Origin of the sequence: Rhodococcus sp. 06-235-1A (assembly GCF_002258785.1) — a bacterium.
Classification (GTDB): Bacteria; Actinomycetota; Actinomycetes; order Mycobacteriales; family Mycobacteriaceae; genus Rhodococcoides.
This window is the reverse complement of sequence record NZ_NOYI01000012.1, coordinates 439,597-462,507: the sequence shown is the minus strand read 5'-3', so window position 1 is coordinate 462,507 and position 22,911 is coordinate 439,597. Positions and strand designations below refer to the sequence as shown.

General features: G+C 64.3%; 19 protein-coding genes. 11 read left to right on the top strand and 8 right to left on the bottom strand.

All coding sequences use genetic code 11. The features are described from left to right. Positions 1-16 precede the first annotated feature (16 nt). The 3 genes from CH275_RS12655 to CH275_RS12645 form a co-directional block, all read right to left on the bottom strand. Complete coding sequence (locus CH275_RS12655; protein WP_094678765.1) at positions 17-472, bottom strand: hypothetical protein; 456 nt, start codon at positions 470-472, stop codon at positions 17-19. Positions 473-516: 44 nt separating this feature from the next. Then, positions 517-1,782, bottom strand: coding sequence for a DUF6745 domain-containing protein (locus CH275_RS12650; protein ID WP_256990994.1), 1,266 nt, complete (start codon positions 1,780-1,782; stop codon positions 517-519). An 80-nt stretch (positions 1,783-1,862) separates the two neighbouring features. After that, complete coding sequence (locus CH275_RS12645; protein WP_094678760.1) at positions 1,863-2,846, bottom strand: sugar-binding transcriptional regulator; 984 nt, start codon at positions 2,844-2,846, stop codon at positions 1,863-1,865. A 122-nt stretch (positions 2,847-2,968) separates the two neighbouring features. Here CH275_RS12645 and CH275_RS12640 point away from each other — a divergent pair, with 122 nt between their 5' ends. The 3 genes from CH275_RS12640 to CH275_RS12630 are packed head-to-tail and all read left to right on the top strand — an operon-like array spanning position 2,969 to position 7,040. Further along, the gene (locus tag CH275_RS12640) at positions 2,969-3,823 is read left to right on the top strand and encodes an MIP/aquaporin family protein (protein WP_094678500.1); all 855 of its coding nucleotides are present in this window, start codon (positions 2,969-2,971) and stop codon (positions 3,821-3,823) included. Then, complete coding sequence (gene glpK / locus CH275_RS12635) at positions 3,820-5,337, top strand: glycerol kinase GlpK (RefSeq protein WP_094678498.1); 1,518 nt, start codon at positions 3,820-3,822, stop codon at positions 5,335-5,337. The genes CH275_RS12640 and glpK overlap by 4 nt, the downstream gene beginning before the upstream one ends. After that, positions 5,334-7,040, top strand: coding sequence for a glycerol-3-phosphate dehydrogenase/oxidase (locus CH275_RS12630; RefSeq protein WP_094678496.1), 1,707 nt, complete (start codon positions 5,334-5,336; stop codon positions 7,038-7,040). Before glpK ends, CH275_RS12630 begins: the two co-directional genes overlap by 4 nt. Before the next feature lie 2 nt (positions 7,041-7,042). Here the strand turns inward: CH275_RS12630 and CH275_RS12625 are convergent, their stop codons facing one another. Next, positions 7,043-7,606, bottom strand: coding sequence for a TetR/AcrR family transcriptional regulator (locus CH275_RS12625; RefSeq protein WP_094678494.1), 564 nt, complete (start codon positions 7,604-7,606; stop codon positions 7,043-7,045). Between the two features lie 122 nt (positions 7,607-7,728). On the opposite strand from CH275_RS12625, the gene CH275_RS12620 reads away from it, so the two are divergent. Next, complete coding sequence (locus tag CH275_RS12620) at positions 7,729-9,195, top strand: FAD-dependent oxidoreductase (RefSeq protein WP_094678492.1); 1,467 nt, start codon at positions 7,729-7,731, stop codon at positions 9,193-9,195. Here the strand turns inward: CH275_RS12620 and glgX are convergent. Next, a complete protein-coding gene (gene glgX / locus CH275_RS12615; RefSeq protein ID WP_094678490.1) occupies positions 9,126-11,168 on the bottom strand; it encodes a glycogen debranching protein GlgX in 2,043 nt (680 codons plus the stop codon). The genes CH275_RS12620 and glgX overlap by 70 nt on opposite strands. 123 nt (positions 11,169-11,291) lie before the next feature. Here glgX and CH275_RS12610 point away from each other — a divergent pair, with 123 nt between their 5' ends. Then, the gene (locus tag CH275_RS12610) at positions 11,292-13,673 is read left to right on the top strand and encodes a response regulator (protein ID WP_179276118.1); all 2,382 of its coding nucleotides are present in this window, start codon (positions 11,292-11,294) and stop codon (positions 13,671-13,673) included. Here CH275_RS12610 and CH275_RS12605 read toward each other — a convergent pair. After that, positions 13,667-14,053, bottom strand: coding sequence for a DUF5313 family protein (locus CH275_RS12605; RefSeq protein ID WP_094678486.1), 387 nt, complete (start codon positions 14,051-14,053; stop codon positions 13,667-13,669). The two genes, CH275_RS12610 and CH275_RS12605, sit on opposite strands and share 7 nt — an antisense overlap. Continuing rightward, a complete protein-coding gene (locus tag CH275_RS12600) occupies positions 14,050-14,502 on the bottom strand; it encodes a MarR family winged helix-turn-helix transcriptional regulator (protein WP_094678484.1) in 453 nt (150 codons plus the stop codon). Before CH275_RS12600 ends, CH275_RS12605 begins: the two co-directional genes overlap by 4 nt. Before the next feature lie 244 nt (positions 14,503-14,746). Here CH275_RS12600 and CH275_RS12595 point away from each other — a divergent pair, with 244 nt between their 5' ends. Beyond that, complete coding sequence (locus CH275_RS12595; RefSeq protein WP_094678758.1) at positions 14,747-15,724, top strand: alpha/beta hydrolase; 978 nt, start codon at positions 14,747-14,749, stop codon at positions 15,722-15,724. A gap of 14 nt (positions 15,725-15,738) precedes the next feature. Here the strand turns inward: CH275_RS12595 and CH275_RS12590 are convergent, their stop codons facing one another. Further along, positions 15,739-16,470: an SDR family oxidoreductase gene (locus tag CH275_RS12590; protein ID WP_094678482.1), complete on the bottom strand. Its 732-nt coding sequence runs from the start codon at positions 16,468-16,470 to the stop codon at positions 15,739-15,741. Between the two features lie 131 nt (positions 16,471-16,601). On the opposite strand from CH275_RS12590, the gene styD reads away from it, so the two are divergent. The 5 genes from styD to CH275_RS12565 all read left to right on the top strand — a co-directional run bounded on the left by styD (position 16,602) and on the right by CH275_RS12565 (position 22,832). After that, positions 16,602-18,086 carry a phenylacetaldehyde dehydrogenase StyD gene (gene styD, locus CH275_RS12585; protein ID WP_094678480.1) on the top strand — a complete coding sequence of 495 codons (1,485 nt, stop codon included), beginning with the start codon at positions 16,602-16,604 and terminating at the stop codon, positions 18,084-18,086. Positions 18,087-18,326: 240 nt separating this feature from the next. Then, positions 18,327-18,896, top strand: a complete 570-nt coding sequence (locus CH275_RS12580; protein WP_094678756.1) for a TetR/AcrR family transcriptional regulator — start codon at positions 18,327-18,329, stop codon at positions 18,894-18,896. 87 nt (positions 18,897-18,983) lie between these two features. Next, complete coding sequence (locus CH275_RS12575; RefSeq protein WP_094678478.1) at positions 18,984-20,930, top strand: primary-amine oxidase; 1,947 nt, start codon at positions 18,984-18,986, stop codon at positions 20,928-20,930. Beyond that, a complete protein-coding gene (locus tag CH275_RS12570) occupies positions 20,923-22,344 on the top strand; it encodes an APC family permease (RefSeq protein WP_094678476.1) in 1,422 nt (473 codons plus the stop codon). Before CH275_RS12575 ends, CH275_RS12570 begins: the two co-directional genes overlap by 8 nt. Before the next feature lie 11 nt (positions 22,345-22,355). Further along, positions 22,356-22,832, top strand: a complete 477-nt coding sequence (locus tag CH275_RS12565) for a DUF5134 domain-containing protein (protein WP_143546768.1) — start codon at positions 22,356-22,358, stop codon at positions 22,830-22,832. Positions 22,833-22,911: the final 79 nt, after the last annotated feature.

Below are 22,911 nucleotides of genomic sequence, written 5' to 3'. Positions count from 1 at the left end.
AGTCGACCGGTGAGTGTCAGTCGGCGACCAGCTGGGACGATCGACCCCACCCGCCTCGGGTGCCCTCGCGCTGACGACCGATGACGTATCGGCCGGGCGCGATTCCGGTGGCACCGTGCTCCGGATGAATGAGATACGCGGTCACCGACGTGTCCAGAATGCCCAGGGCCAGGCCCCGGGCGTCGAACACCGGAGCGGACCACGTGCACGGCCCGCCGTCGGCGACGAGGCTGTGCGGGTTACCGCCGATTGCGCTGCGCAGCAACTCTATTCCCGAGAGTGGCACGTTCTCGGTGTGGCTACGGACGGTGGTGGCCACGCTCTCGGCCAGCAGCGCGTAGGGAACGACGATGAGATCTCCCTGGGCCTGCAGGCCGTCGATCACGGGTACGGAAATCTCTCGGTCGAGGTAGTCGAAGACGTCGAGGCCGGTGAGAGTGGTCAGTGTGGACAGGGTCATGTTCGAGATCATGTGAGTCACCTTGGGTAGTCGTGTGAGTCGGGTGGTCTTCGGAGTCACGTGCGGCGGAGCAGTTGGGCATAGTCGGATCCGGACAGCCCGTACGTCCAGGCAGCGGCGTCCAGTGCTGAGGAGATCTCATCGGGGATGCGCAGGCCGTAGCGTCGACGTTCGCCGTCTCTCTCGCGGGATCCGTTGACGGCCAGCAGTACTCGGCCGTCGCCTCCCCATCCTGCGGGGGTGGCGAACAGGTGCAGAGTGCACCCCGGATTTCCTGGATCGTCGGCGGTGTCGAGCAGGGCTAGCCCGGCCTGGTCGAGGTAGGTGTCCCAGCCGATGCGTTCGATTGCGCAGCGTCGAACCTCGACGTTGCGTTCGGTGGTGATGCGTTCGACGGTCGGATCGTGCATCACCCAGTCGGGAACGACGGTGCCGTGCATCACGTTCACGGCATGTCCATCGCTGAACTCGAGTGCGGGTGCACGCGAATTGTGCAGGCGCACTTCGCCGTGGACGGAGTCCGGTATCGGTTCGGTCTGCAGGGTGGTGGGTCGCTCGCACATCACTGCGATGTTTTCGAACGCCCACCACCATCCCGTCGACTCGACGAGATCGCGCTGAAGTTCGAGTAGTTCGATGTGGCCGGCCGCGAAGGTGGTCAAGCCGAACCGTCGATGGATGTCGTAGAAGGCGACGCGATGCGCCTCCTGTTGGCCGTACCAGGTGATGCTGCCGAAGGAGTGCGGGGCGAGCTGCCGGATCGCTGGGGCCACCCCGTCGAACAGGCTGGTGCGCAACGAATTCCAGACTGTTCGGCGAACGATGGGGTCGGGGCTGATGCCTGCGCGGGCGGCGTCTTCGGGTGGACTGTTCGCGGCTGTGACGCGCGCTCGAAGATCGCGGCCCAAGTTCCCGTCGGGTCGGAATCGATGTCGCGGCCATTCGATTCTTCGACCATCGATTCGCTGATCCATCCGCCGGCGCGAATCGGCCAGCAGCGAGGCAATACGTGCCGGTGCATGGTCGATCGTGTCACCGGGTACGGGCGTCTCCGTCGCCAGCCCCTCGGCGGTGACGAACGCCGTCGCGGCAGCGGGCGAGGGAACCCACACGAACTCGGGCTCCTCGTACCCCACCCGTCGATACAGTTGTGCCACTGCAGATTCCGCGGTCGATCTGTCCGACGGCCCAACTCTCAGGCCGCGGCCGAGCCAGCTGTCGCGAGCCGCGCAGACCGCACGAATGCTCTCGGAATATGTATCGGGATCGTCACTGAATGTGCCGCGACGGGGGAATGTCGACGGCATCGGCACGGCGCTCACGTGAGGGAGGCGGTGTCCGCCTTTCCGGTTGTCATGGTTTCAAGAGTGACACCTCGAGTGCGTGAGCGCAAGAGCAACCGTCAGGTGCGTGATCGCAGGATCAGTTGGGCGGCGCTGATGTCGTCGATGACGAGGTCGGTGATCAGTCCGCCTCGCAGCGCCGCGGTGAGTGCGTCGAGCTTGGAAGCCCCGGCGACGATGCACAGTCGTCGCTCGACCCTCTTGATGCGATCGAGACTGGGGCCACTGGACCTGTCGTTCAACGCAATTCGGTCGTAGCTTCCGTCGGATCGGAGGAATACCGTGGCGATGTCTCCGACGACGCCGTCACGTCGGAGCTCGGCACCGTCCTCGGGTTCGAGGTAGCCGGCGCTGTACACGTGGCTCGGTACGGCTCCGCTCATGACGCCGATGCTGAACACGGCCAGGTTCATCCGATCCTGCAGCTCGAGTACTCGCTTGATGCTGCGTTCACGCCACAGGTGTCGGCGGGTCTCGGGGTAATCGAAGAATGCAGGAACCGGAAATCCCTGTGCCACAGCGCCATAGGCATCGGCAAAGGTTCTGATGATGTCGGTGGCGTAGGAGACACCGGTGGTGCGGGTGTTGGCTGCCCCGTTGAGCTGCACGACGGTCGAGTTGTGGGTTCTCTTGGGTGCCACCTTGCGGCTGACGGCACTGACGGTGGTTCCCCAGGCCACGCCCATCACCATGTCGGACTCGAAGAACGACGTCAGCAATCGGCCGGCGAACGTGGCGACACGATCGAGGCGCTGCAACTCGTCGACGGTTTCCGACACCGGGACGACGTGTGCACGGATGTCGTACAGATCGGCAAAGGCCCGCTCGATTCGCGGTGCCTGCCCGAGTGGTGTGGAGATCTTGATTTCCACCAGTCCCGATGCCCGCGCGAACGTGATCAGTCGCGAGACCGTGGAACGAGAGACGCCCAGCTCACGGCCGATCGCCGCCATCGTCATGTCCTGGAAGTAGTACAGGCGGGCGGCCTGGGTGGCGTGGCCGGTCCGCAGGTCGGATTCGGGAGTGATGCCGGTGTCCGTCACCGGGCCCAGTGTACGACCGAATTGCACATATGTGCATCGACTGTGCAACGCAGTGCAGGACGTCTACCGTGGCAAACAGCACGCAATGTGGCGTGCATCACCAACTTTGCGGAGGCTACACAATGGCTCGTAAGGAACCGGAATGGGGATTGCCGGCGCACATGGCCGCCGAATTCGCCGGAACCCTGATTCTCATTCTGTTCGGCGTCGGCGTCGTCGCGCAGGTGGTCTCGGGCGGTGAATCGGGAAGTCTCGGAGACCACGACTCGATCGCCTGGGCATGGGGGCTTGGCGTGATGTTCGGCATCTACGTCGCCGGTCGTATCACCGGGGCGCACCTCAACCCCGCGGTCACCATCACGTTCGCCCTCTTCCGCGGATTCAGCTGGAAGATGGTTGCGCCCTACATCCTCGCGCAGACCGCAGGTGCCTTCGTGGCCGCGCTGCTGGTGCGCTGGAACTACAACGACATGATCAACGCGGTGGATCCCGGGCACACCACCGCCACCCAGACGATCTTCTCGACGCTTCCCGGAAACGGAACGTTGCCCGTCAGCGTGTCCTCGGCGCTGATCGATCAGATCATCGGCACCGCGATCCTGCTGTTCCTCATCGTTGCCGTAACCGATTCGCTCGGCACCGCCCCCATGGCCAACATGGCTCCACTGATCGTCGGACTCATCGTCGTCGCCATCGGTTTCGCCTGGGCCACCAACGCCGGATACGCGATCAATCCGGCCCGAGATTTCGGACCTCGCCTGGCGTCGTACATCACCGGATACGGTGGAGCGTGGCGTGACCAATACGGCGGCCTGTACTTCTGGGTCCCCATCGTCGGACCTCTCGTAGGTGGACCGATAGGAGTGTTCCTGTACGACCTGCTCATCGGAAAGAACCTACGTAAGCAAGAAGGTTCGACGCCCGAGCCGCCATCACGACTCCCAGCCGACACCCAGACCACAGGAGAGAAGTCATGACCGAGTTCGCAGGAAAGTACGTCGCCGCGATCGATCAGGGAACGACGTCGTCACGCTGCATGATCTTCGATCACGCGGGCACCGTCGTCGCGGTCGATCAGAAGGAACACAAGCAGATCTTTCCGCAGGCCGGCTGGGTCGAGCACGACGCGTCCGAGATCTGGGACAACGTACGCGCCGTGGCGGCCGGTGCCATGGCCGCAGCCGATCTGACGCGCGAGGACATCGCGGCAGTCGGTATCACCAACCAGCGTGAGACGGCGCTGGTGTGGGAGCGCGAAACGGGCAAGCCGATCTACAACGCCATCGTGTGGCAGGACACCCGTACCGATCGGATCGCCACCGCGCTGGGCGGCGGCGACGCCAACAAGTACACCGCCAAGACCGGTCTGCCGCTCGCGACCTACTTCTCGGGTCCCAAGATCAAGTGGATCCTCGACAACGTCGACGGTGCACGGGCGAAAGCCGAAGCGGGAGAACTGTGTTTCGGCAACATGGACACCTGGGTGCTGTGGAACATGACCGGTGGTGTCGACGGCGGGTTGCACTACACCGATCCGACCAATGCCTCGCGCACCCTGCTGATGGACCTGGACACCCTGCAGTGGGACGAGAGCATTTGCGCGGACATGGACATCCCGATGTCGATGATGCCCGAGATCCGCTCGAGTTCCGAGGTGTACGGCACCGGCCGCGAGCGCGGACCGTTCAGTGGAGTGCCGATCGCAGGCATCCTCGGCGATCAGCAGGCAGCGACCTTCGGGCAGGCCTGCCTGTCTCCCGGTGAGGCCAAGAACACCTACGGCACAGGCAATTTCGTGCTGCTCAACACCGGCACCGAAAAGGTCATGAGCAAGAACGGACTGCTGACCACGGTCTGCTACAAGATCGGCGACCAGCCGACGGTGTACGCGCTCGAGGGTTCCATCGCCGTGACGGGCTCGCTCGTGCAGTGGCTGCGTGACAACCTCGGCATGATCTCCTCCGCCGCGGACATCGAGACCGACGCACGTTCGGTGGACGACAACGGCGGCGCATACTTCGTGCCCGCATTCTCCGGACTCTTCGCTCCGCACTGGCGCTCGGATGCGCGCGGTGCCATCGTGGGATTGACGCGATTCGTCAACAAGGGACACCTCGCCCGCGCCGTGCTCGAGGCCACCGCATACCAGACGCGTGAGGTGATCGAGGCCATGAACGCAGACTCCGGCGTCGATCTCGAGGTGCTCAAGGTAGACGGCGGAATGGTCGTCAACGAGCTGCTGATGCAGTTCCAGTCCGACATTCTGAACGTCGACGTGGTGCGTCCCGTGGTGGCCGAAACCACGGCTCTCGGAGCGGCATACGCGGCCGGCCTCGCCGTCGGATACTGGGAGAGCGAGGACGACATCCGCCAGAACTGGGCCGAGGACAAGACATGGACCCCGTCCATGGACGAAGACCAGCGGGCAAAGTTGTACGCCGGCTGGAAGAAGGCAGTAACACGTACTCTCGATTGGGTTGATGAAGAATGAGTTCCACCACAACGGCTTTGAGTCCGCAGTCCCGCGCAGACGCGTTGGCGCGGATGGAGGCCGAAGAGCTCGACATTCTGGTGATCGGCGGCGGCGTCGTCGGTGCGGGAACGGCGTTGGACGCGGTGACGCGTGGCTTGAAGGTGGGTCTGCTCGAAGCGCGTGACTACGCGGCGGGAACGTCCAGCCGCTCCAGCAAGCTCTTCCACGGCGGCCTGCGCTACCTCGAACAGTTCAACTTCGCGTTGGTGTTCGAGGCGCTCAAAGAGCGTTCACTGGTTCTGAACAAGCTGTGCCCGCACCTTGCTCGCCCGGTGCCGTTCATCTATCCGCTCGAGAAGGTGATCGATCGTCCGTACGTCGGGCTCGGCATCGGCGTCTACGACGTCATGGGTGCCGGGCGCGGCGTTCCGAGCCACCACAAGCACCTCGGCAAGAAGAAGACGCTCGAGTCCTTCCCGTCCGGTAAGCGCTCGGCGATCCGCGGTGCGGTGAAGTTCTACGAGGGGCAGGTGGACGACGCACGGCACACGATGATGCTCGCTCGTACTGCGGCCGCGTACGGCGCGTTGTGTGCCAACAGCACTCGCGTCACGGGCTTCCTTCGGGAGGACGACAAGGTTGTCGGCGTCGTGGCGAGCGACCTCGAAACGGGCCGCTCCTTCGAGGTGCGGGCCAAGCAGGTCATCAACGCGGCCGGTGTCTGGACCGACGAGGTGCAGCAGATGGTCGGTGGCCGTGGACAATTCCAGGTTCGCGCCTCCAAGGGCGTACACCTGGTGGTGCCGCGCAACCGCATCAACAGTGCCACCGGAATCATCACGCGAACCGAGAAGAGCCTGCTGTTCGTCATCCCCTGGGGCAGTCACTGGATCATCGGAACCACCGATACCGACTGGAAGCTGGATCTGGCTCACCCGGCCGCGAGCCAGAGCGACATCGACTACATCCTCGGTCATGTGAACAAGCTGCTGGCCGATCCGCTGGACCGGACCGACGTCGTCGGGGTCTACGCAGGCCTGCGTCCGTTGCTGTTCGGAGAATCCGATTCCACCAGCACCCTCTCCCGGGAGCATGCGGTGTCCAGTCCGGTGCGCGGGCTGACGGTCATCGCGGGTGGCAAGTACACCACCTACCGCGTGATGGCCAAGGACGCAGTCGATTCCGCGGTGCACGGACTCGAACGCACGGTGCCGAAGTGCGTCACCGAGGACATTCCGCTCGTCGGTGCCGACGGCTACCTCGGTGCGTTCAATTCCCGCGCTCTGACGGCCGAACGCACCGGGATGCGCGTCTCACGCGTCGAGCATCTGTTGGGTCGGTACGGCACTCTGATGGGTGAGTTGTTGGATCTCATCGACGCCGATCCCGAACTCGGCGAGCCTCTCGAGAGTGCACCGGAGTATCTCAAGGTCGAGGCCGTCTACGCCGCGAGTCACGAAGGCGCGCGGCACCTCGAAGATATCCTGACGCGGCGTACTCGCATCTCCATCGAGGTTTCCGATCGTGGTGAAGCGGCCGCCGACGAGGTGGCCCGGCTGGTTGCGCCTATCCTGGGATGGGACGACCAGCACGTTGCCGAGGAGATCGAGCACTATCGGCTTCGTGTTCTGGCAGAACGGGATTCGCAGCAGCAGCCCGATGACGACACTGCCGATGCAGCCCGACTCGGTGCGCCCGACGTACGCGCCGGGGTGAGCTGACCTTATCGGTCGAGTGGTTCGGTGAGGTAGCGCCGCAGTGTCGGCCCTACCCACCGAACCAACTGCTCGTGGCTCATCCCTGCCAGTGGCGACACCTGGAGGATGTAGCGAGCGAAGACCAAGCCGAGTACCTGGGTTCCGACCAGCGCAGCGCGTTCTGCGTGCCGGTCGACCGTGACGGCGGCCAGGGCAGGCGCTACCTGTGTGGCGAACACCTGTTGCATCGCCGCGGCGGCGGCGGAGTTGGTGGCGGCCGCGCGCATCAAGGCGAGGAATGTGTCGTCCTCCTCCCAGACTTGAAAGAATTTGGGCATCAACACTTCTGCAATTCTGTCGGGTGCCACGTCGGTCAGATCCGGAATGCCGAGTACGAATGTGGCGGCTTCGGCGAACAGCGCTTCCTTGGTTCCGAAATACCGGACGACCATGGCCGCGTCGACGCCTGCAGTGCCGGCGACGGACCGCATGGTGGTGCGGTCGTAGCCGTCGGCGGCGAATTGTGCGCGGGCTGCGTCGAGAATGCGAGCCCGGGTAGCGGCCGCGGATCGAGGTTGTCGTTCGGTCATCTCCGTAGCCTAAGTCAACGACCGTTGACCACCGTGCTCGGCGGGTCTATCGTCGGAAGTCAACAAGCGTTGACCGAGAATTCGCTGACCCAGGAATTCGCTGACCACAGTGGGAGTGCGTCATGCACCATTCGGACGTGATCGTCGTCGGTGCAGGTCCGGCGGGCTGCATGCTGGCGGGGGAACTCGCGCGTGCCGGCCGCTCGGTGACCGTGCTCGAAAAACACGAGGCGCCGTCACCGCTGTCGCGAGCTTTCGGAGTGCACGCCCGCACGCTGGAGGTTCTCGACAGTCGTGGCCTTGCCGAGGACCTGCTCGCCACCGGAGCGCACGCGTCGGGATTGAAACTCTGGAACGGTCTGTCCCTCGACCTCGGCGTACTACCGTCGCAGTTTCCGTATCTACTGGTCACGCCGCAGACAAACGTGGACGGTCGACTCGAGGAGTACGCGCGGGCATCCGGTGCGCGGATTCTGCGCGGGGTGACGGTCACCGGTCTCGAACAGGACGCCGACGGAGTCGTGGTGCGTGGGAGGGCGGCCGACGGCAGCGCGCAGGAATGGACGGCGTCGTACGCGGCCGGCACCGACGGGGTGCACAGTATCGTCCGCACGTCGATAGGACTCGACTTCCCCGGCAAGGAATTGCTGCGGTCGATCATGCTCGCGGATGTCCGGTTGGTCGATCCGCCCAACGGCCTGATCAACATCGGCGCAGGCAAGGACTGCTTTGCGTTCGTCGCGCCCTTCGGCGACGGGTGGTTCCGGGTGATTGCCTGCGACCGTACCGACAGGGCAGATGTAGCTGCATCGGTCGACGAGACGCGGCTTCGTGTCGTGGTGCGCCGCGCGATCGGAACCGACTACGGCTGGACCGACGTGCGATGGAGTTCGCGCTTCTCCTGCGACGAGAGGCAAGTCCGACGCTACCGAGTGGGCCGGGTATTCCTGGCCGGAGATGCTGCGCACGTACATTCGCCTGCCGGCGGACAGGGCATGAACACCGGAATCCAGGACGCGATGAACCTCGGCTGGAAGCTGGCTGCTGTCCTCGGCGGTGCCGACCAGAAGATCCTCGACACCTATCACGACGAGCGGCATCCCGTGGGAAAGCTGGTGCTGCGCACTAGCGGCGCGACGATCCGCATGTTGTTGCTGCGCTCGGTGATAGCGCAGAAGCTACGCAACATCGTGTCCGCACGGGTGCTTCGTAGCCAACGTGCGGTCGCCAAGATTGCGGGCATGTTCTCGGGAGTGGGGATTTCGTACGCGCGCACCCGGGGTGAGCATGCCCTGGTGGGGACCCGGGCCGTACGGATCCCGCTGAACCAGGGCACGGTCACCGACCGGCTTCGTGCGCACGACTTTCTTCTGATCGGCGAGAGAGACTGCAGGACAGCAGATATCGCTCGTCGCACCGATGGAGGCCCAGCCGTTCTCGTCCGGCCCGACGGCTACATCGCGTGGGCCGGACGCTCCGAATCGGCGGAGTGGCAACAGGTTCTCGAACGATGGACCGGTCAGCCCTGCAACAACGTGAACGAGTGCTCGCGAATCAGGATCGATGGACCGCCGGCCTCGTACGCCTGATCCGGGTCGCTCGACGTCGATTGAGTCCACGTGCCCTTCGGTAGCGTGAATTCCACGGTTCCCGGTGAGGCGTTGACCATCCACGCGAACGACGCATCTCCCTCACCGGCCCGCATGAGGACCAGAATGCTGTGGGCGTTGCCGTCCGACCAGTCCTCGTCGGCCAGCTTCTCGCCGTCGGCGCGGTAGAAGTCGACGGTGTCCGGGCCGGCTCCCTCTTCCTCGGAATCGCTGTCGTGCCGGAACCACGTGGGACGCAGTGCCGGGTGTTCGTCACGCAGCGCGATCAGGTGCGTGGTGAAGTCGATGAGATCCTGATCGGCTGTGCTCCAGTCGAACCAGGAGACCTCGTTGTCCTGGCAGTAGGCATTGTTGTTGCCGTTCTGCGTCCGGCCGAGTTCGTCGCCGCCAAGAATCATCGGCACACCGGCCGAGAGCAGCAGCGTCGCAAGATGATTGCGTTGCTGGCGAGCCCGCAATGCGTTGACACCCTCGTCGTCGGTCGGGCCCTCGGCACCACAACCCCACGAGCGGTTGTCGGATTCGCCGTCCTGGCTGTCCTCGCCGTTCTCCTCGTTGTGCTTGTCGTCGTAGGAGTTCAGGTCGGCCAATGTGAAGCCGTCGTGCGCGGTGATGAAGTTGACGCTCGCCAACGTGGGACGACGGGTGCTCTCGTAGACGTCCGGGCTGCCGGTGACACGTTGCGCCAGAGCGGGCAGCGCGCCGCTCTCGCCGCGCCAGAAATCGCGAACATCGTCGCGGAACTTGCCGTTCCACTCCGACCAGCGCGCCGGAAAGCCGCCCACCTGGTAGCCCTGGGTGTCCCACGGTTCGGCGATGAGCTTGACCGATGCGAGCGTCGGATCCTGATGCACGAGGCTGAGGAACGCACTGTGCACGTCGAGGTCCGAGTCCTGACGAGTCAGGGTGCTGGCGAGGTCGAAGCGGAAGCCGTCGACATGCATTTCGGTCACCCAGTAGCGCAGCGAGTCGAGAATGAGCGCAAGGGCAGCGGGGTGACCGACGTTGAGGCTGTTGCCGGTGCCGGTGGTGTCGTAGTACGCACTTCGGTCGTCGTCGACCAGGCGGTAGTGCGAGCCGTTGTCGATTCCCTTGAGCGAGAGCGTCGGTCCGAGGTGGTTGCCCTCGGCGGTGTGGTTGTAGACGACGTCGAGAATGACCTCGATACCGTTGTCGTGCATGGCTTTGACCAGTGCCTTGAACTCGTCGACCTGGCCGCCGGTGTCTCCGTTGCTGCTGTACTCGTTGTGCGGTGCGAAGAAGCCGATGGAGTTGTAGCCCCAGTAGTTGCGACGGCCCTCTTCGAGCAGATGCGAATCCTGAACGAACTGGTGGATCGGCAGCAACTCCACTGCCGTGACCCCGATGCGCTTCAAGTGCGCAATAGCGGCCGGGTGTGCCAACCCGGCATACGTGCCCCGAATATCCTCGGGCACATCTGGATTGGTGGCAGTGAAGCCCTTGACGTGTACCTCGTAGACGACAGTTCGGTCGAGCGGTATTCGCGGAGACTCGTCCCCGGACCAGTCGAAGTTCGACTGCACCGCAACGGAATACGGCATGTGTGGAGCCGAGTCCTCGTCGTTGCGGGTCTCCGGCTCGGCATGCAGATGACTGAAGACCGATTCGTTCCAGTCGACCTGACCGGTGATGGCGGTGGCATAAGGGTCGAGAAGCAGTTTCGCCGAGTTGTGCCGCAGACCCGACGCCGGATCCCACGGGCCGTCGACGCGGAGTCCGTATCGCACGCCTGGCGTCACATCGGGAACCAGATCGTGGAAGACGTGACCGGTGCGCAACGTCAACGGCGTTGTACTGCGCTCTGTTCCGTCGTCGTTCAACACGACCACGGAGACCGAGTCCGCTGTTTCGGAGTAGACGGCGAGGTTGGCACCGTCGTTCGACAGACGCGAGACGCCCAGGGGGTACGGGAGACTGGATGAGGAGGGCATGACTGCGGCTGTACCCCCGTGCGAGGTGTGCGAAACGCCTGCATATCGGTCGCTCGGCTACTATCGATGCCGAGATTGCGCCGGCCGGAGACAAGCGGGACGCATGATGAGAAGGACGATGCGATGGATTCCCCTGAGCCCGCGAGCAGTGACGCCCGACTGGACGAGTTGTTTCCGGGAGACAACGACACCGACACCCGGTTTCGTGAGCTCGACTGGACCGCCACGACACTCGGTCCCGTAGAGCAGTGGCCGCGGGAATTGGTGACCGCCATTCGCACCGTCATGCCGTCGACGATCCCGATGTTGATCTGGTGGGGACCGCACCTGGTGCAGATCTTCAACCACTCGTACACCGATTTTCTCGGCGACAAGTTTCCCGGGGCAGTGGGCCAGCAGGCCAGTGACTGCTGGCCCGAAATGTGGGACTACGTCGGCGGGCTGTGCGCGCAGGTGGTCGAGGACCGAAAGCCGGTGCACGGTGTTCGCCAGCTGTTCGTCATGGATCGGTACGGCTACGACGAGGAGACGTACTGGACGTTCTCGTACAGCCCGATCTTCGGGGCCGGACGCACGGTACTCGGGGTGTTCGTTGCCACCACCGAAGTCACGATGCAGGTACTCGGCGAACGCCGCATGCACGCGCTGCTCGCCCTGGGTTCGCTGACCGGTGACGACGCCGAGGGACCGGTGGGCATCTGCCGGGCTGCCGTCGAAGTGTTGGGCAGTGAATCCCGCGAGTTTCCCCTCGTGGCGGCCTACCTGCGGCGGGACCTGGCCGAAGACGGAGTGCTCGATCACATCGCGACGTCGGGCGCGCTCGGATGCGAGAACGCGACCTGGGATCTCGACAACGTCGTCGCGGTCTCGGACGGAAGCGTCCCTCGGTCGACGATCGACGTTGCCGGATCCATCGCCAATGCGGTCGTGGTCCCGTTGACGCTGGCCGGACACAGTCGTCCGATCGGTGCCCTTCTGATGGGTGTCGACAGGTATCGCGTGTCGGACGACTCCGTCGCGTCCTTCTTCGTCGCCGTGGCCGAGCGGGTGTCCACGGCACTGACCGCCTCGCATGCGTTCGAGATGGAGAGGCGACGCGTCGCGGCCCTTGCCGAGGCCGACCAGGCGAAGACGCGGTTGCTCGAAAACGTCGGGCACGAGTTTCGCACGCCGTTGACCCTGCTCGCCGGGCCGTTGGATTCGGTGCGCGAGAGCGCCGATTCGACGCTGACCGACATCGACCGCGAGTCCCTCGACGTCGTTCACCGCGCATCGACCCGACTACGCCGCCTGGTCGACGATCTGTTGGACGCGGTCAGTGCCGACGCCGGTCAGCTGCGCCCCCGCCTCGAACCCACCGACCTCGGAGCGGTGACGCGTGACTGCGCCTCGATGTTCGCGGCAGTGGCGTCGAACAAGGGGCTCGAACTCGTGGTCGACGTGGCCGACGACATCGTCGTCCTCACCGATGGTGAGATGTGGTCGAAGATCGTGTTCAACCTCGTAGCGAACGCCGTCAAGTACACCGCCGTCGGCCGGATCTCCGTGCGGCTGAGTACCGACCGTGACACGGTCCGGCTGGTCGTCGCCGATACCGGGCTCGGCATCCCCTCGGACGATCTGCCCCTGATCTTCGATCGATTCCACCGGGTCGAACGATCTGGAGCGCACAGCATCGAGGGTTCCGGTATCGGCCTGGCACTCGTGTCGGACCTGCTCGGCGTTCTGCACGGCCACATCGACGTCGACAGCGAAGCGGGCCGTGGCAGCACCTTCACCGTCGTCGCACCGCGCCGACCGGCCGAGGCGGCCGCGGCCGTCGAACTGCCCACCGCGCCCGCCGATTCGGTGTCGGCGATCTTCGCCGCGAACGACGCCGCGACGGTGACCTCCGATCGCGCGGACATCCTCCTCGTCGAAGACAATGTCGACATGCGCAGCTATCTGGTGCGCCTGCTGACCGGAGAGGGCTGGTCCGTCACCACCGCCGGCGACATCGACACGGCGCTCGACAGCGCTCGATCGACGATGCCGGGCCTCGTACTGTCCGACGTCCTACTGCCCGGACGCAGTGGTCTGGAACTCGTGGACGACATCCGCCGCGACGACGACCTGCAGAGGGTGCCGGTGATCCTGCTGACCGCGCGGGCCGGAACCGACTTCGTGCTCGACGGCCTCGGCCGCGGCGCCGACGACTACATCGTCAAGCCGTTCCACGACCGGGAGCTGGTGGCTCGAATTCGAGTGCATCTGGAACTCTCACGCATGCGCGAACAGCTGATCGAGGAAAGCGGCAACGAGGCGGCGACTCTACGCACTGCTCTCGACACCCGCGGAACCATCGGCCGAGCCGTCGGAATCCTGATGTCGGTGTACCGCATCGACGCCGACGCTGCCTTCACACAACTGACCGAACTGTCGCAGAACACCAACCGCAAAGCCCGCGACCTGGCAACGATGATCGCCGACGATTTCACCGCTGGGCTCAGCCGACAGCGTCAGTGATTGCGGCGGTAGTTCTCTCGTTCGCGTTCCATTTCGGCCGTCTTCTTCTCGCTCTTCAGATCTGCTGGTAGTCCGTGGATTTCGAGGCGGCGGGCGCGATTCTGGTCCATGTAGGCGGCGGTGTAGAACAGTGCGAGCAACAAACTGAGCAACACCATCGAAGCCCGTAGCCAGATCGCTCCCGGGAACAGGACGAAGAACCCGATGAAGATCGGCAGGAATGGAATCATCGACCGCAGGATGTGACGCGGTGTGGCTCCCGGTCCGACGAGGTCGCGTCGGACCCAATCCTGCAGGGAGTCAGGAAGTTTGCGACCGAGGACGGCATAGCCCAGCCATTGGCCGAAGGATGGTCGGCTTCGATTCGAGCGAGTGTTCATGCCAGTGCTCCTGCTGCGATGGCAGCGTTGTTGAGACGGGTGAGGACGCGTCGTAGATCCTCGAGTTCGGTCAGGGACACACCGAGCTTCTCCACGACGGCGGGCGGGATCTTCTCGGCCTTCCTTTTCAGCGCGGATCCGGCCGGGGTGAGCGACACGAGCAGAACGCGTTCGTCTTCGAGGCTTCGCTTCCGGGAGAGCAAACCCATCGATTCCAGACGCTTGAGGAGCGGCGAGAGGGTGGGGGAGTCGAGTTGGAGGGTCGATCCGATGGCTTTGACCGACATCGGCGACTCACCCCACAGTGCCAGCATCACCAGATATTGCGGATGCGTCAGCCCCATCGGCTCGAGCAGCGGTCGGTACACCGAAAGCACGGCACGGTTGGCGACGGCGAGTGCAAAGCAGACTTGCCGATCGAGCGCGAGCGGATCGTCGGTGGTGGTCATGAGTCCCAGGGTAGCAGATTTAGTTAGTGCACTAATGATTAGTGGGCGCTGTACTCGACATTTTGTGGGCCTGGATACCGAAAAGCGCTGCAAAGCAAGCTGAATGCTTGTCTCAGGAAGCGTTGCCAGAGTCCCGGTCGGTCCGATTCGGCCAACTTGGTGTTCGACGTTCTATCTCGTCCGAAGTTGTGCGATGCTCCGTACCGATTCGCTGTTTCCTGCGTCACTTTTCGAGAGGATCGCCATGCGTCGTCGACGCATCTTCACCCCGTTCGTCGTCGCCGCGGCGCTGTCCTTGTCCTCGGTCGGCGTCGTTTCCGCCGATCCGCTCGTCTCTGCCGCGCGCATCGTCGACACCGCGATCGCGTCCGACACCCTGCGCACGTTGAGCGTGGAATCGCCTGCCATGGGCGGAATCGTCGAGGTGCAGGTGCTGACTCCGACCGTGAAGGCCGGATCCCGCCCGACGCTGTACATGCTCAGCGGCATCGGTGAAGAGGATCCGCACAACAGCATGTGGCTGCGCAAAGGTGGAGCCGCCGAATTCTTCGCCGACAAGAACGTCAACGTCGTGCTGCCGTTGGCAGGCCCCGGCAGCTTCTACACCGATTGGCAACGGGACGATCCGAAACTCGGCCGCTACCAATGGGAGACGTTTCTGACAGAGGAACTTCCCCCGTTGATCGACGCAGCCGTGGACGGCAACGGACGTAACGCGATCGCAGGACTGTCGATGGGAGCGCAGTCGGCCATGATGCTGGCCGCACGCAACCCGGACGTCTACTCCGGCGTGGCGTCGTACAGTGGGTGTTTCGCGTCTTCGGAGCCGTTGGGCCAGGCCAGTATTCGGGCGATCGTGGGAGCTTTCGGCGGCAACGCCGACAACATGTGGGGCGGGCCCTTCGATCCGGCATGGGCGGAACACGACTCGGTCGTCAACGCCGAGAGTCTGCGGGGCACCGACGTCTACGTGTCGGTGGGGACCGGCGCGCCGGGACCGTACGAAAGCTTCGACAGCGCAGCAGCACTGGATGTGGTCGTCGTCGGCGGAATCATCGAGGTGGGCGCGAACTACTGCACCCACCGACTGGCCGACCGACTCGGCCAGTTGAACATTCCGGCAACCTTCGATTTCACCGAGACCGGAACCCACTCGTGGCCGTACTGGGTGGATCAGCTGCCCAAGAGTTGGCCGACGCTGGCCGGGTCGCTGGGGATCTGACACGACCGGGTCGCTCAGCGCAACGCGTAGCCGCCGTCCGGGTACAGGGTGGACCCGGTGGTGTACGTCGACGTCAGTAGGTAGACGACGGAATCGGCAATTTCGTGCTCGTAGCCGGGGCGACGTAACAGGGCATCGCGGCTGTACTGCTCGAAAGCTGCTGCACGAATGCTCTCGTCGCGCTGCAACCACAGGTGACCGTCGATGGTTCCCGGGGCAACAGCATTGACGCGAATCGGAGCCAGTTCGACGGCCAACCCGCGGGCGAGGCCCTCGATCGCGGCATTTGCTGCGACGTACGCGGGAGCCGGAGCGGGCGGGCGAACGCTGGCGGCCCCCGAGATCAGCACGATGGACGCATCGGCGGTCAGCAGGTCGAGGGCGGCCTTGATCACTCGATACTGACCCCAGAATTTCGACTCGAACGGGGTGCTTGCATCGGTGATGGTCAGCTCCCGCATCGACCCGGTGCGGTAGTCGGCTGCCGTCGTGAAGATCCCGTCCACGGTATCCACCGAGCGAAAGAACTGTTGGACCGATTCGTCCTCGGAGGTGTCGACCGTCGCCCATCTCGTGTGCCCACCCAGGCGGGAGGCAGCCTGTTCCAGGGTCGTGCGGGTGCGGCCGCCCAGGACCACGCGGGCACCGAGCCCCACCAGCTTCTCGGCGACGGCGTAGCCGATTCCGGTTCCTCCGCCGATCAGTACGTAGGTGCGGTTCGCGGTGGTATTCACGCCGTCCAGCATCGCTTCACTCGGTGCGCGTCTGCCGCACAATGTGTGCGCGATCACACAAGACCTTCTCGTAGGCGCGGGCGCAGTCTGGAGCAGACACGCCACAGGTGCCGCGATCGGCACCCGAGAAGGAGCCAACAAACATGACCGCAGTACAGGAATCGGCCGCACCGTCGTTGCCGACAGGAACCGCCACCGAGCTCTACATCGCAGGGCAATGGCACGGCGCATCCGACGGAGGCACCTTCACCGACATCAACCCGACCACCGAACAGCCCTTGGCGGAGGTTGCTGCGGCCACCGCGTCGGACGTCGATGCAGCGGTGCGTGCCGCCCGTGGTCAGCTCGGCGGTGAGTGGGGCGCAACTCCTGGAGCAGTCCGCGGGAAGCTGCTCAACCGGATTGCCGATCTCATCGAGCGCGACGGGGATCTGCTCGCTCGACTCGAGGCTCTCGATGTCGGAAAGCCGGTGGGTCAGCCGGCCATGCTCGATATTCCCAATGCTGCAGCCACTTTCCGGCACTTTGCCGGCTGGGCCGACAAGATCACCGGCAGCTCCATCCCCACTGCAGGCTACTTCGGGCAGCCGACGCACTCGTACACCGTTCGCGAGCCGGTGGGCGTGATCGGCATGATCGTTCCCTGGAACACCCCGCTGATGATCGCCGCATGGAAGCTCGCGCCCGCGCTGGCCGCCGGAAACACCGTGGTCGTCAAGCCGCCGGAGGATGCGCCCCTGTCGATCCTGCATCTGGCTCGTCTGATCGACGAGGCGGGCGTGCCTGCCGGCGTGGTCAATGTCGTTCCTGGACTGGGTGACGTGACGGGCGACGCCTTGGTCGGCCATCCGGACGTCGACAAGATCAGCTTCACCGGGAGCCCGCGGGTGGGAAAGCTCATCGCCAAGAAGGCCGCCGGCACGTTCAAGCGGACCACTCTCGAGCTCGGCGGCAAGTCCCCGCAGATCATTCTCGAGGACGCGGATCTCGAGGCAGCGATCAACGGAACCGCGATGGGACTGTTCTTCAATCAGGGCCAGGTGTGTGCGGCCGGTACGCGAGTGCTGGTGCATCGCTCGCTGTACTCGCAGGTGGTCGACGGCCTGGCCGCTGCGGCGTCTGCTCAGGTTCTCGGAGATCCGTTCGATCCGTCGACAACGATGGGCGCCCTGGTCAACGCGAAGCAGCGCGACAGCGTGCTGGGATACATCCAGGCGGGACGTGACGGCGGCGCCCGAGTGGCGGCCGGTGGTGGCCGACCCGACAGTGCCGGGTATTTCGTCGAGCCGACCATCTTCGCCGACGCCGACAACGGCATGAAGATCGCCCAGGAGGAGATCTTCGGGCCGGTCGGCACGGTGATTCCGTTCGACACCGCTGACGAGGCCATCCGCATCGCCAACGACACCGTGTACGGGTTGGCCGCCTCGATCTGGACCCGCGACGTGTCGAGGGCGCACACCCTGGCCGCACAGGTTCGTTCCGGTGCGGTGTGGGTGAACGGTTGGGCAGCAATCGATCCCGCACTGCCCTGGGGTGGCATGAAGTCCAGTGGCACCGGCCGTGAGCTCGGGTGGGCGGGCATCGAGGCCAACACCGAGGAGAAAGTCGTCACGATCGTCCTGTAGAGCTTGCGCAGGTGAGGAGAGCTGACGCAGGTGAACGGAACTTCGTAGCAGGGGTCGAAGTTCCGCTCACCTGGGGTAACGCGGTGTTTACCGAAGGAAGCGCGATTCGTAACGAGCAGGTCGCAAGATTTAGTTCAACGGACGTAGAACAACGTCCGAACTCATCGGAAGGCGATGATGACGATGCCCGAACCCTAGGTCCGAGCGGGGAGCCGCTACCGTAGGGCTGTGCCGAAGCTCGTGGATCACGACGAACGCCGCCGCGCAATCACCGCGGCAACCTGGCGTTTGATCGCCGCCAAGGGGATCGATGCCGCGAACATGCGGGACATCGCGACCGAGGCGGGTTACACGAACGGAGCGCTGAGCCACTACTTCGCGGGCAAGGACGAGATCCTCCGAACTGCATTCGAGCACGTCTTCGAGGCGACGAACCGCCGTATCGACGAAGCTCTCGGCGACGCAACGGGATTCGATGCCCTCCGCATCTTCTGCCGAGAAGTGATGCCGACGACCGAGGAGACTCTGCTCGAGGCGAGAATTGCAGTCTCGTTGTGGCAGCGCGCGATGTACGACGAGCACATGGACGACACGAACCATCGATCCCTGGTGTCGTGGCGGACGCGGATGGCGGAGTTTCTCGAGCAGGCTCGCGCGGAAGGCGATGCCGGCGATTTCGATGTCGATCTCGCCGTCGAAATGTTGCTCAACATGATGATGGGCATGCAGATCCTCGGCGTGCTCACCCCCGACGACACCACTGCCGACCGGCAGTTCGAGATGCTCGACCGGTTCATAGCTCAGCTGTAACCACCCTGTGTGCAGGTCACCCGTGTGCTTTCGCATGCCTTCGTTATTCAACGTATGTAGAACCAACACCCGAACTCGAGGACACCCATGCCAACCCTCACACCCCACGCAATCGACCATGCCTTGTCGTTGCCCACCGAAGACGAGATCGCCCAGGTCAGAGAAATCGTCGATGCCGCCGGATTCGTCACTCCCGCAACCCGGTTCGTCTACGTCGGACTGGACGAACCGGACAAGTCCGAGCTGTACGTCGCCGAACCGACCACCCGACGCACCTTCCGGGTGCTGTTGCACGACATCTCGACACCCGACGCCGTCGACCTTCTCGTCTCCCTCGACGACCGTCAGGTGATCGGCTCCACTCGGCTCGACGCGATCCGTGACGGCCAGATGCCCGTACTCGACGAAGAATTCGAGCTCGTCGAGAGAGTGCTCTCCACCGACCCGGACTGGCTCGCCGCGTTGGCCGCCCGCGGACTGGACGTAGCCGACGTTCGAGTGGCGCCCCTGTCTGCCGGGGTGTTCGACTACCCGGGCGAGCACGGTCGACGCATACTGCGCGGCTTGGCCTTTCGCCAGGACTACCCCGCCGATCATGCGTGGGCGCATCCCATCGACGGGTTGGTCGCGTTCGTCGACGTGATGAACCGGACGGTGGACAAGGTCGTCGACCTGGGTGCGGTTCCCATCCCGGAGGAGTCGGGCAACTTCGACGATCTCTCCGTCACCGGCCCGCTGCGCACCACACAGAAGCCGATCGAGATCACTCAGCCGGAGGGTCCGAGTTTCGAGGTGCGAGGCAATCGGGTCGACTGGGAGAAGTGGTCGTTCCGAGTCGGCTTCGACGTACGAGAAGGGTTGGTGCTGCATCAGATCGGATTCGAGGACGGGGGAACCGTTCGGCCGATCGTCCACCGCGCATCGATCGCCGAAATGGTGGTTCCCTATGGTGATCCGTCCCCGGTGCGGTCGTGGCAGAACTACTTCGACACCGGTGAGTATCTGGTCGGTCGGTACGCGAATTCACTCGAACTCGGCTGCGACTGCGTCGGGGACATCACGTACTTCGATGCTGTGATCGCAGACGAATTCGGCAATCCGAAAACGCTGACCAATGCCGTATGCATGCACGAGGAGGACTTCGGGGTGCTGTGGAAGCACACCGATCTGTGGTCGGGCTCGCAGGAGACCCGCCGCCAACGCCGACTCGTGATCTCCTTCTTCACCACCATCGGCAACTACGACTACGGCTTCTTCTGGTACCTGTACCTCGACGGCACCATCGAATTCGAGGTCAAGGCAACCGGAATCGTCTTCACGTCCGGACATCCCGGCGGTGACTACCCCTATGCAACAGAGATCGCTCCCGGCCTCGGCGCGCCGTGCCACCAACATCTGTTCAGTGCGCGACTCGACATGATGGTCGACGGCATCGGCAACTCCGTCGAGGAGATCGAGACCCGGCGAGTGCCGATGGGCCCGGACAACCTGCACGGCAATGCCTTTGCGCTGCAACACACTCCGCTTGCTACGGAATCGGAAGCGCAACGCATCGCCGACGGCACGGTGGGCCGCGTCTGGCACGTCACCAATCCCACCTCACTGAGCCGGCTCGGAAAGCCTGCCGGATACACGCTGCACCCCGAGGGACAGCCGCTGCTTCTCGCCGACGACGACTCGTCGATCGCCCGGCGGGCCACGTTCGCCACCAAGCATCTGTGGGTGACGCAGTTCGACCGAACCGAGCGCTATGCCGCAGGCGATTTCGTCAATCAGCATCACGGGGGAGCGGGCCTGCCCGCCTTCGTCGCGTCGAACCGTAGCCTCGTCGACGAGGACATCGTGCTGTGGCACACGTTCGGGCTCACGCACTTCCCGCGTCCCGAGGATTGGCCGATCATGCCGGTGGACTACACCGGCTTCAAGCTCAAGCCCGCAGGATTCTTCGACCGCAACCCCACCCTCGACGTGCCTCGCACGACCTCTGCGCATTGTGCCGTCTCCAGTTGCGTGGGCGGTGATCAGAATGTCTGAAACACAGTCGAATTCGACTGCAGGTGCACTGCGCGGATCCATCGGCGTCGTCGGCATCGTGTTCCTCGTCATCGCCGCTGCGGCGCCACTGACCGCCATCGGTGGAGCCCTGCCGGTCATGATCGCCACCGGCAACGGTGCAGGTGCTCCGCTCGCCTACATCGTCGCGGCGATCGTCCTGCTGATCTTCAGCGTCGGCTACGCGGCTATGAGCCGACACATGGTGGACACCGGCGCGTTCTACGCCTACGTGGAGAAGGGGCTCGGGAGAACCATGGGCCTCGGCGCTGCGGGTCTGGCGCTGCTGACATATACGGCCATCCAGGCGGGGATCTACGGTCTCGCCGCATCGACCGTGGACAACCTGGTCGTGAAATACGGCGGTCCCGATCTTCCGTGGTGGGTCTGGGCGCTCGGCCTCGTCGCGATCGTGGCGCTACTCGGCTACCGCAGCATCGATCTCGGTGCCAAGGTGCTCGGGGTCCTGCTGGTGCTCGAGATCGGCATCATCGTGATCCTGTCGGTCGCGGTGTTCGCCAAGGGCGGTGCCGCTGGGATCGACGTCGAATCCTTCACTCCCTCGGCCTTCTTCAGTGGATCTCCGGGAATCGCCTTGATGTTCGCCATTGCCTCGTTCATCGGCTTCGAGGCGACCGCGATCTATGGGGAGGAGGCACGTAACCCCACGCGGACGGTTCCGATCGCAACCTACGCCGCTGTCGTCACCATCGGACTGGTGTATGCGGTGTCGAGCTGGGCCGTGGTGCTCGCCTTCGGCAGTGCGTCCGTTGCGCAGGCCGCTACCGACGACACGGCGGGACTGACCTTCGCCGCTGCAGCCCAGTACTTGGGCCCGATGTCGGCGGACATCATGGAAATCATGTTGGTCACCAGTCTGTTCGCCGCCCTGTTGGCGTTCCACAACGCAATCGGCCGGTACGTCTTCGCACTGGCCCGAAAGGGAGTCGCCCCGTCGATGTTGGCGCGCACCCACTCTCGGCACGGCTCCCCGCACATGGGGTCGCTGTTCCAGACCGCCTCGGCAGCGGTGATTCTCGTGGTCTTCGCCGCCGCAGGCGCAGATCCGGTGTTGGAGCTGTTCACCTGGATGTCGGGACTGGCCACCGTGAGCATCCTGGTCCTGATGATCCTCACCGGCGGCGCGATCATCGCGTTCTTCCGTCGATCGACCGTGGACAAGCGCACCTGGCACACCGTTGTCGCCCCGGCCCTCGGAACGATGGGCCTGGTTGCGATTCTCGGCCTCGTGCTGGACAACTTCACCCTGCTCATCGGTGGTTCGGGAGTGCTCGCCGCCCTACTGTTGATCGTCGTTGCGGTGTTCTTCGTCGGCGGGCTCCTCGTAGCTCGGCTGACCGGATCTCGGTCTCGAGATCTCGAGCCGACGGGCTGACACCGATGGTCATGACGGTGCTGATGGCACTCGGTGCAGTGGGTGCTGTTCTTCCGCTGATCGGACGCCGGAACCACACGGGGCGGGCCCGGTGGGCTCACCTGTGTATGGGCACCGTCATGGCCGCCATGGTGGCCTTCGGCAACGACCCATCCGTGGCATTGGTATCGATACTCGCTCTTGTTGCGGCTGCCGTACACGTCACCGCAGACCGGCCGAACAGGACGCGATCTATCCCGTGCGCGGTGGACCTGACCTGCATGGCCGTGCTGCTGATGATGCTGCCGCCGACGCAGGCCCACGCGGAACCGCAGTCGTCGATGCGGCAACAGCACGGAGTCGAGGCGGATCCGAGAATCTTCGCCGCGCTGCTCCTGGCGGGGTGGTTGGCCGTGACGATCCACCTGCTGCGCACGAACCCGCCCGGGCGACGAGTGACGGCAGGTTCCGCGCTGATGATCCTGGGAATGGCACCGATGGCCTTCTGACCGAGCTCGCTTCCGGTGCGCATCTGACCCAGAATGTGTGCGCGCAGCGACATGTATGTGCTCGCGGACTCGGCCACTC

Coding starts and splice junctions, on each gene's coding strand:
- CH275_RS12655 (WP_094678765.1), bottom strand. CDS start 472: ATGATCTCGAACATGACCCTGTCCACACTGACCACTCTCACCGGCCTC.
- CH275_RS12640 (WP_094678500.1), top strand. CDS start 2,969: ATGGCTCGTAAGGAACCGGAATGGGGATTGCCGGCGCACATGGCCGCC.
- glpK (WP_094678498.1), top strand. CDS start 3,820: ATGACCGAGTTCGCAGGAAAGTACGTCGCCGCGATCGATCAGGGAACG.
- CH275_RS12630 (WP_094678496.1), top strand. CDS start 5,334: ATGAGTTCCACCACAACGGCTTTGAGTCCGCAGTCCCGCGCAGACGCG.
- CH275_RS12625 (WP_094678494.1), bottom strand. CDS start 7,606: ATGACCGAACGACAACCTCGATCCGCGGCCGCTACCCGGGCTCGCATT.
- CH275_RS12620 (WP_094678492.1), top strand. CDS start 7,729: ATGCACCATTCGGACGTGATCGTCGTCGGTGCAGGTCCGGCGGGCTGC.
- glgX (WP_094678490.1), bottom strand. CDS start 11,168: ATGCCCTCCTCATCCAGTCTCCCGTACCCCCTGGGCGTCTCGCGTCTG.
- CH275_RS12610 (WP_179276118.1), top strand. CDS start 11,292: ATGGATTCCCCTGAGCCCGCGAGCAGTGACGCCCGACTGGACGAGTTG.
- CH275_RS12605 (WP_094678486.1), bottom strand. CDS start 14,053: ATGAACACTCGCTCGAATCGAAGCCGACCATCCTTCGGCCAATGGCTG.
- CH275_RS12600 (WP_094678484.1), bottom strand. CDS start 14,502: ATGACCACCACCGACGATCCGCTCGCGCTCGATCGGCAAGTCTGCTTT.
- CH275_RS12595 (WP_094678758.1), top strand. CDS start 14,747: ATGCGTCGTCGACGCATCTTCACCCCGTTCGTCGTCGCCGCGGCGCTG.
- CH275_RS12590 (WP_094678482.1), bottom strand. CDS start 16,470: ATGCTGGACGGCGTGAATACCACCGCGAACCGCACCTACGTACTGATC.
- styD (WP_094678480.1), top strand. CDS start 16,602: ATGACCGCAGTACAGGAATCGGCCGCACCGTCGTTGCCGACAGGAACC.
- CH275_RS12575 (WP_094678478.1), top strand. CDS start 18,984: ATGCCAACCCTCACACCCCACGCAATCGACCATGCCTTGTCGTTGCCC.
- CH275_RS12570 (WP_094678476.1), top strand. CDS start 20,923: ATGTCTGAAACACAGTCGAATTCGACTGCAGGTGCACTGCGCGGATCC.
- CH275_RS12565 (WP_143546768.1), top strand. CDS start 22,356: ATGACGGTGCTGATGGCACTCGGTGCAGTGGGTGCTGTTCTTCCGCTG.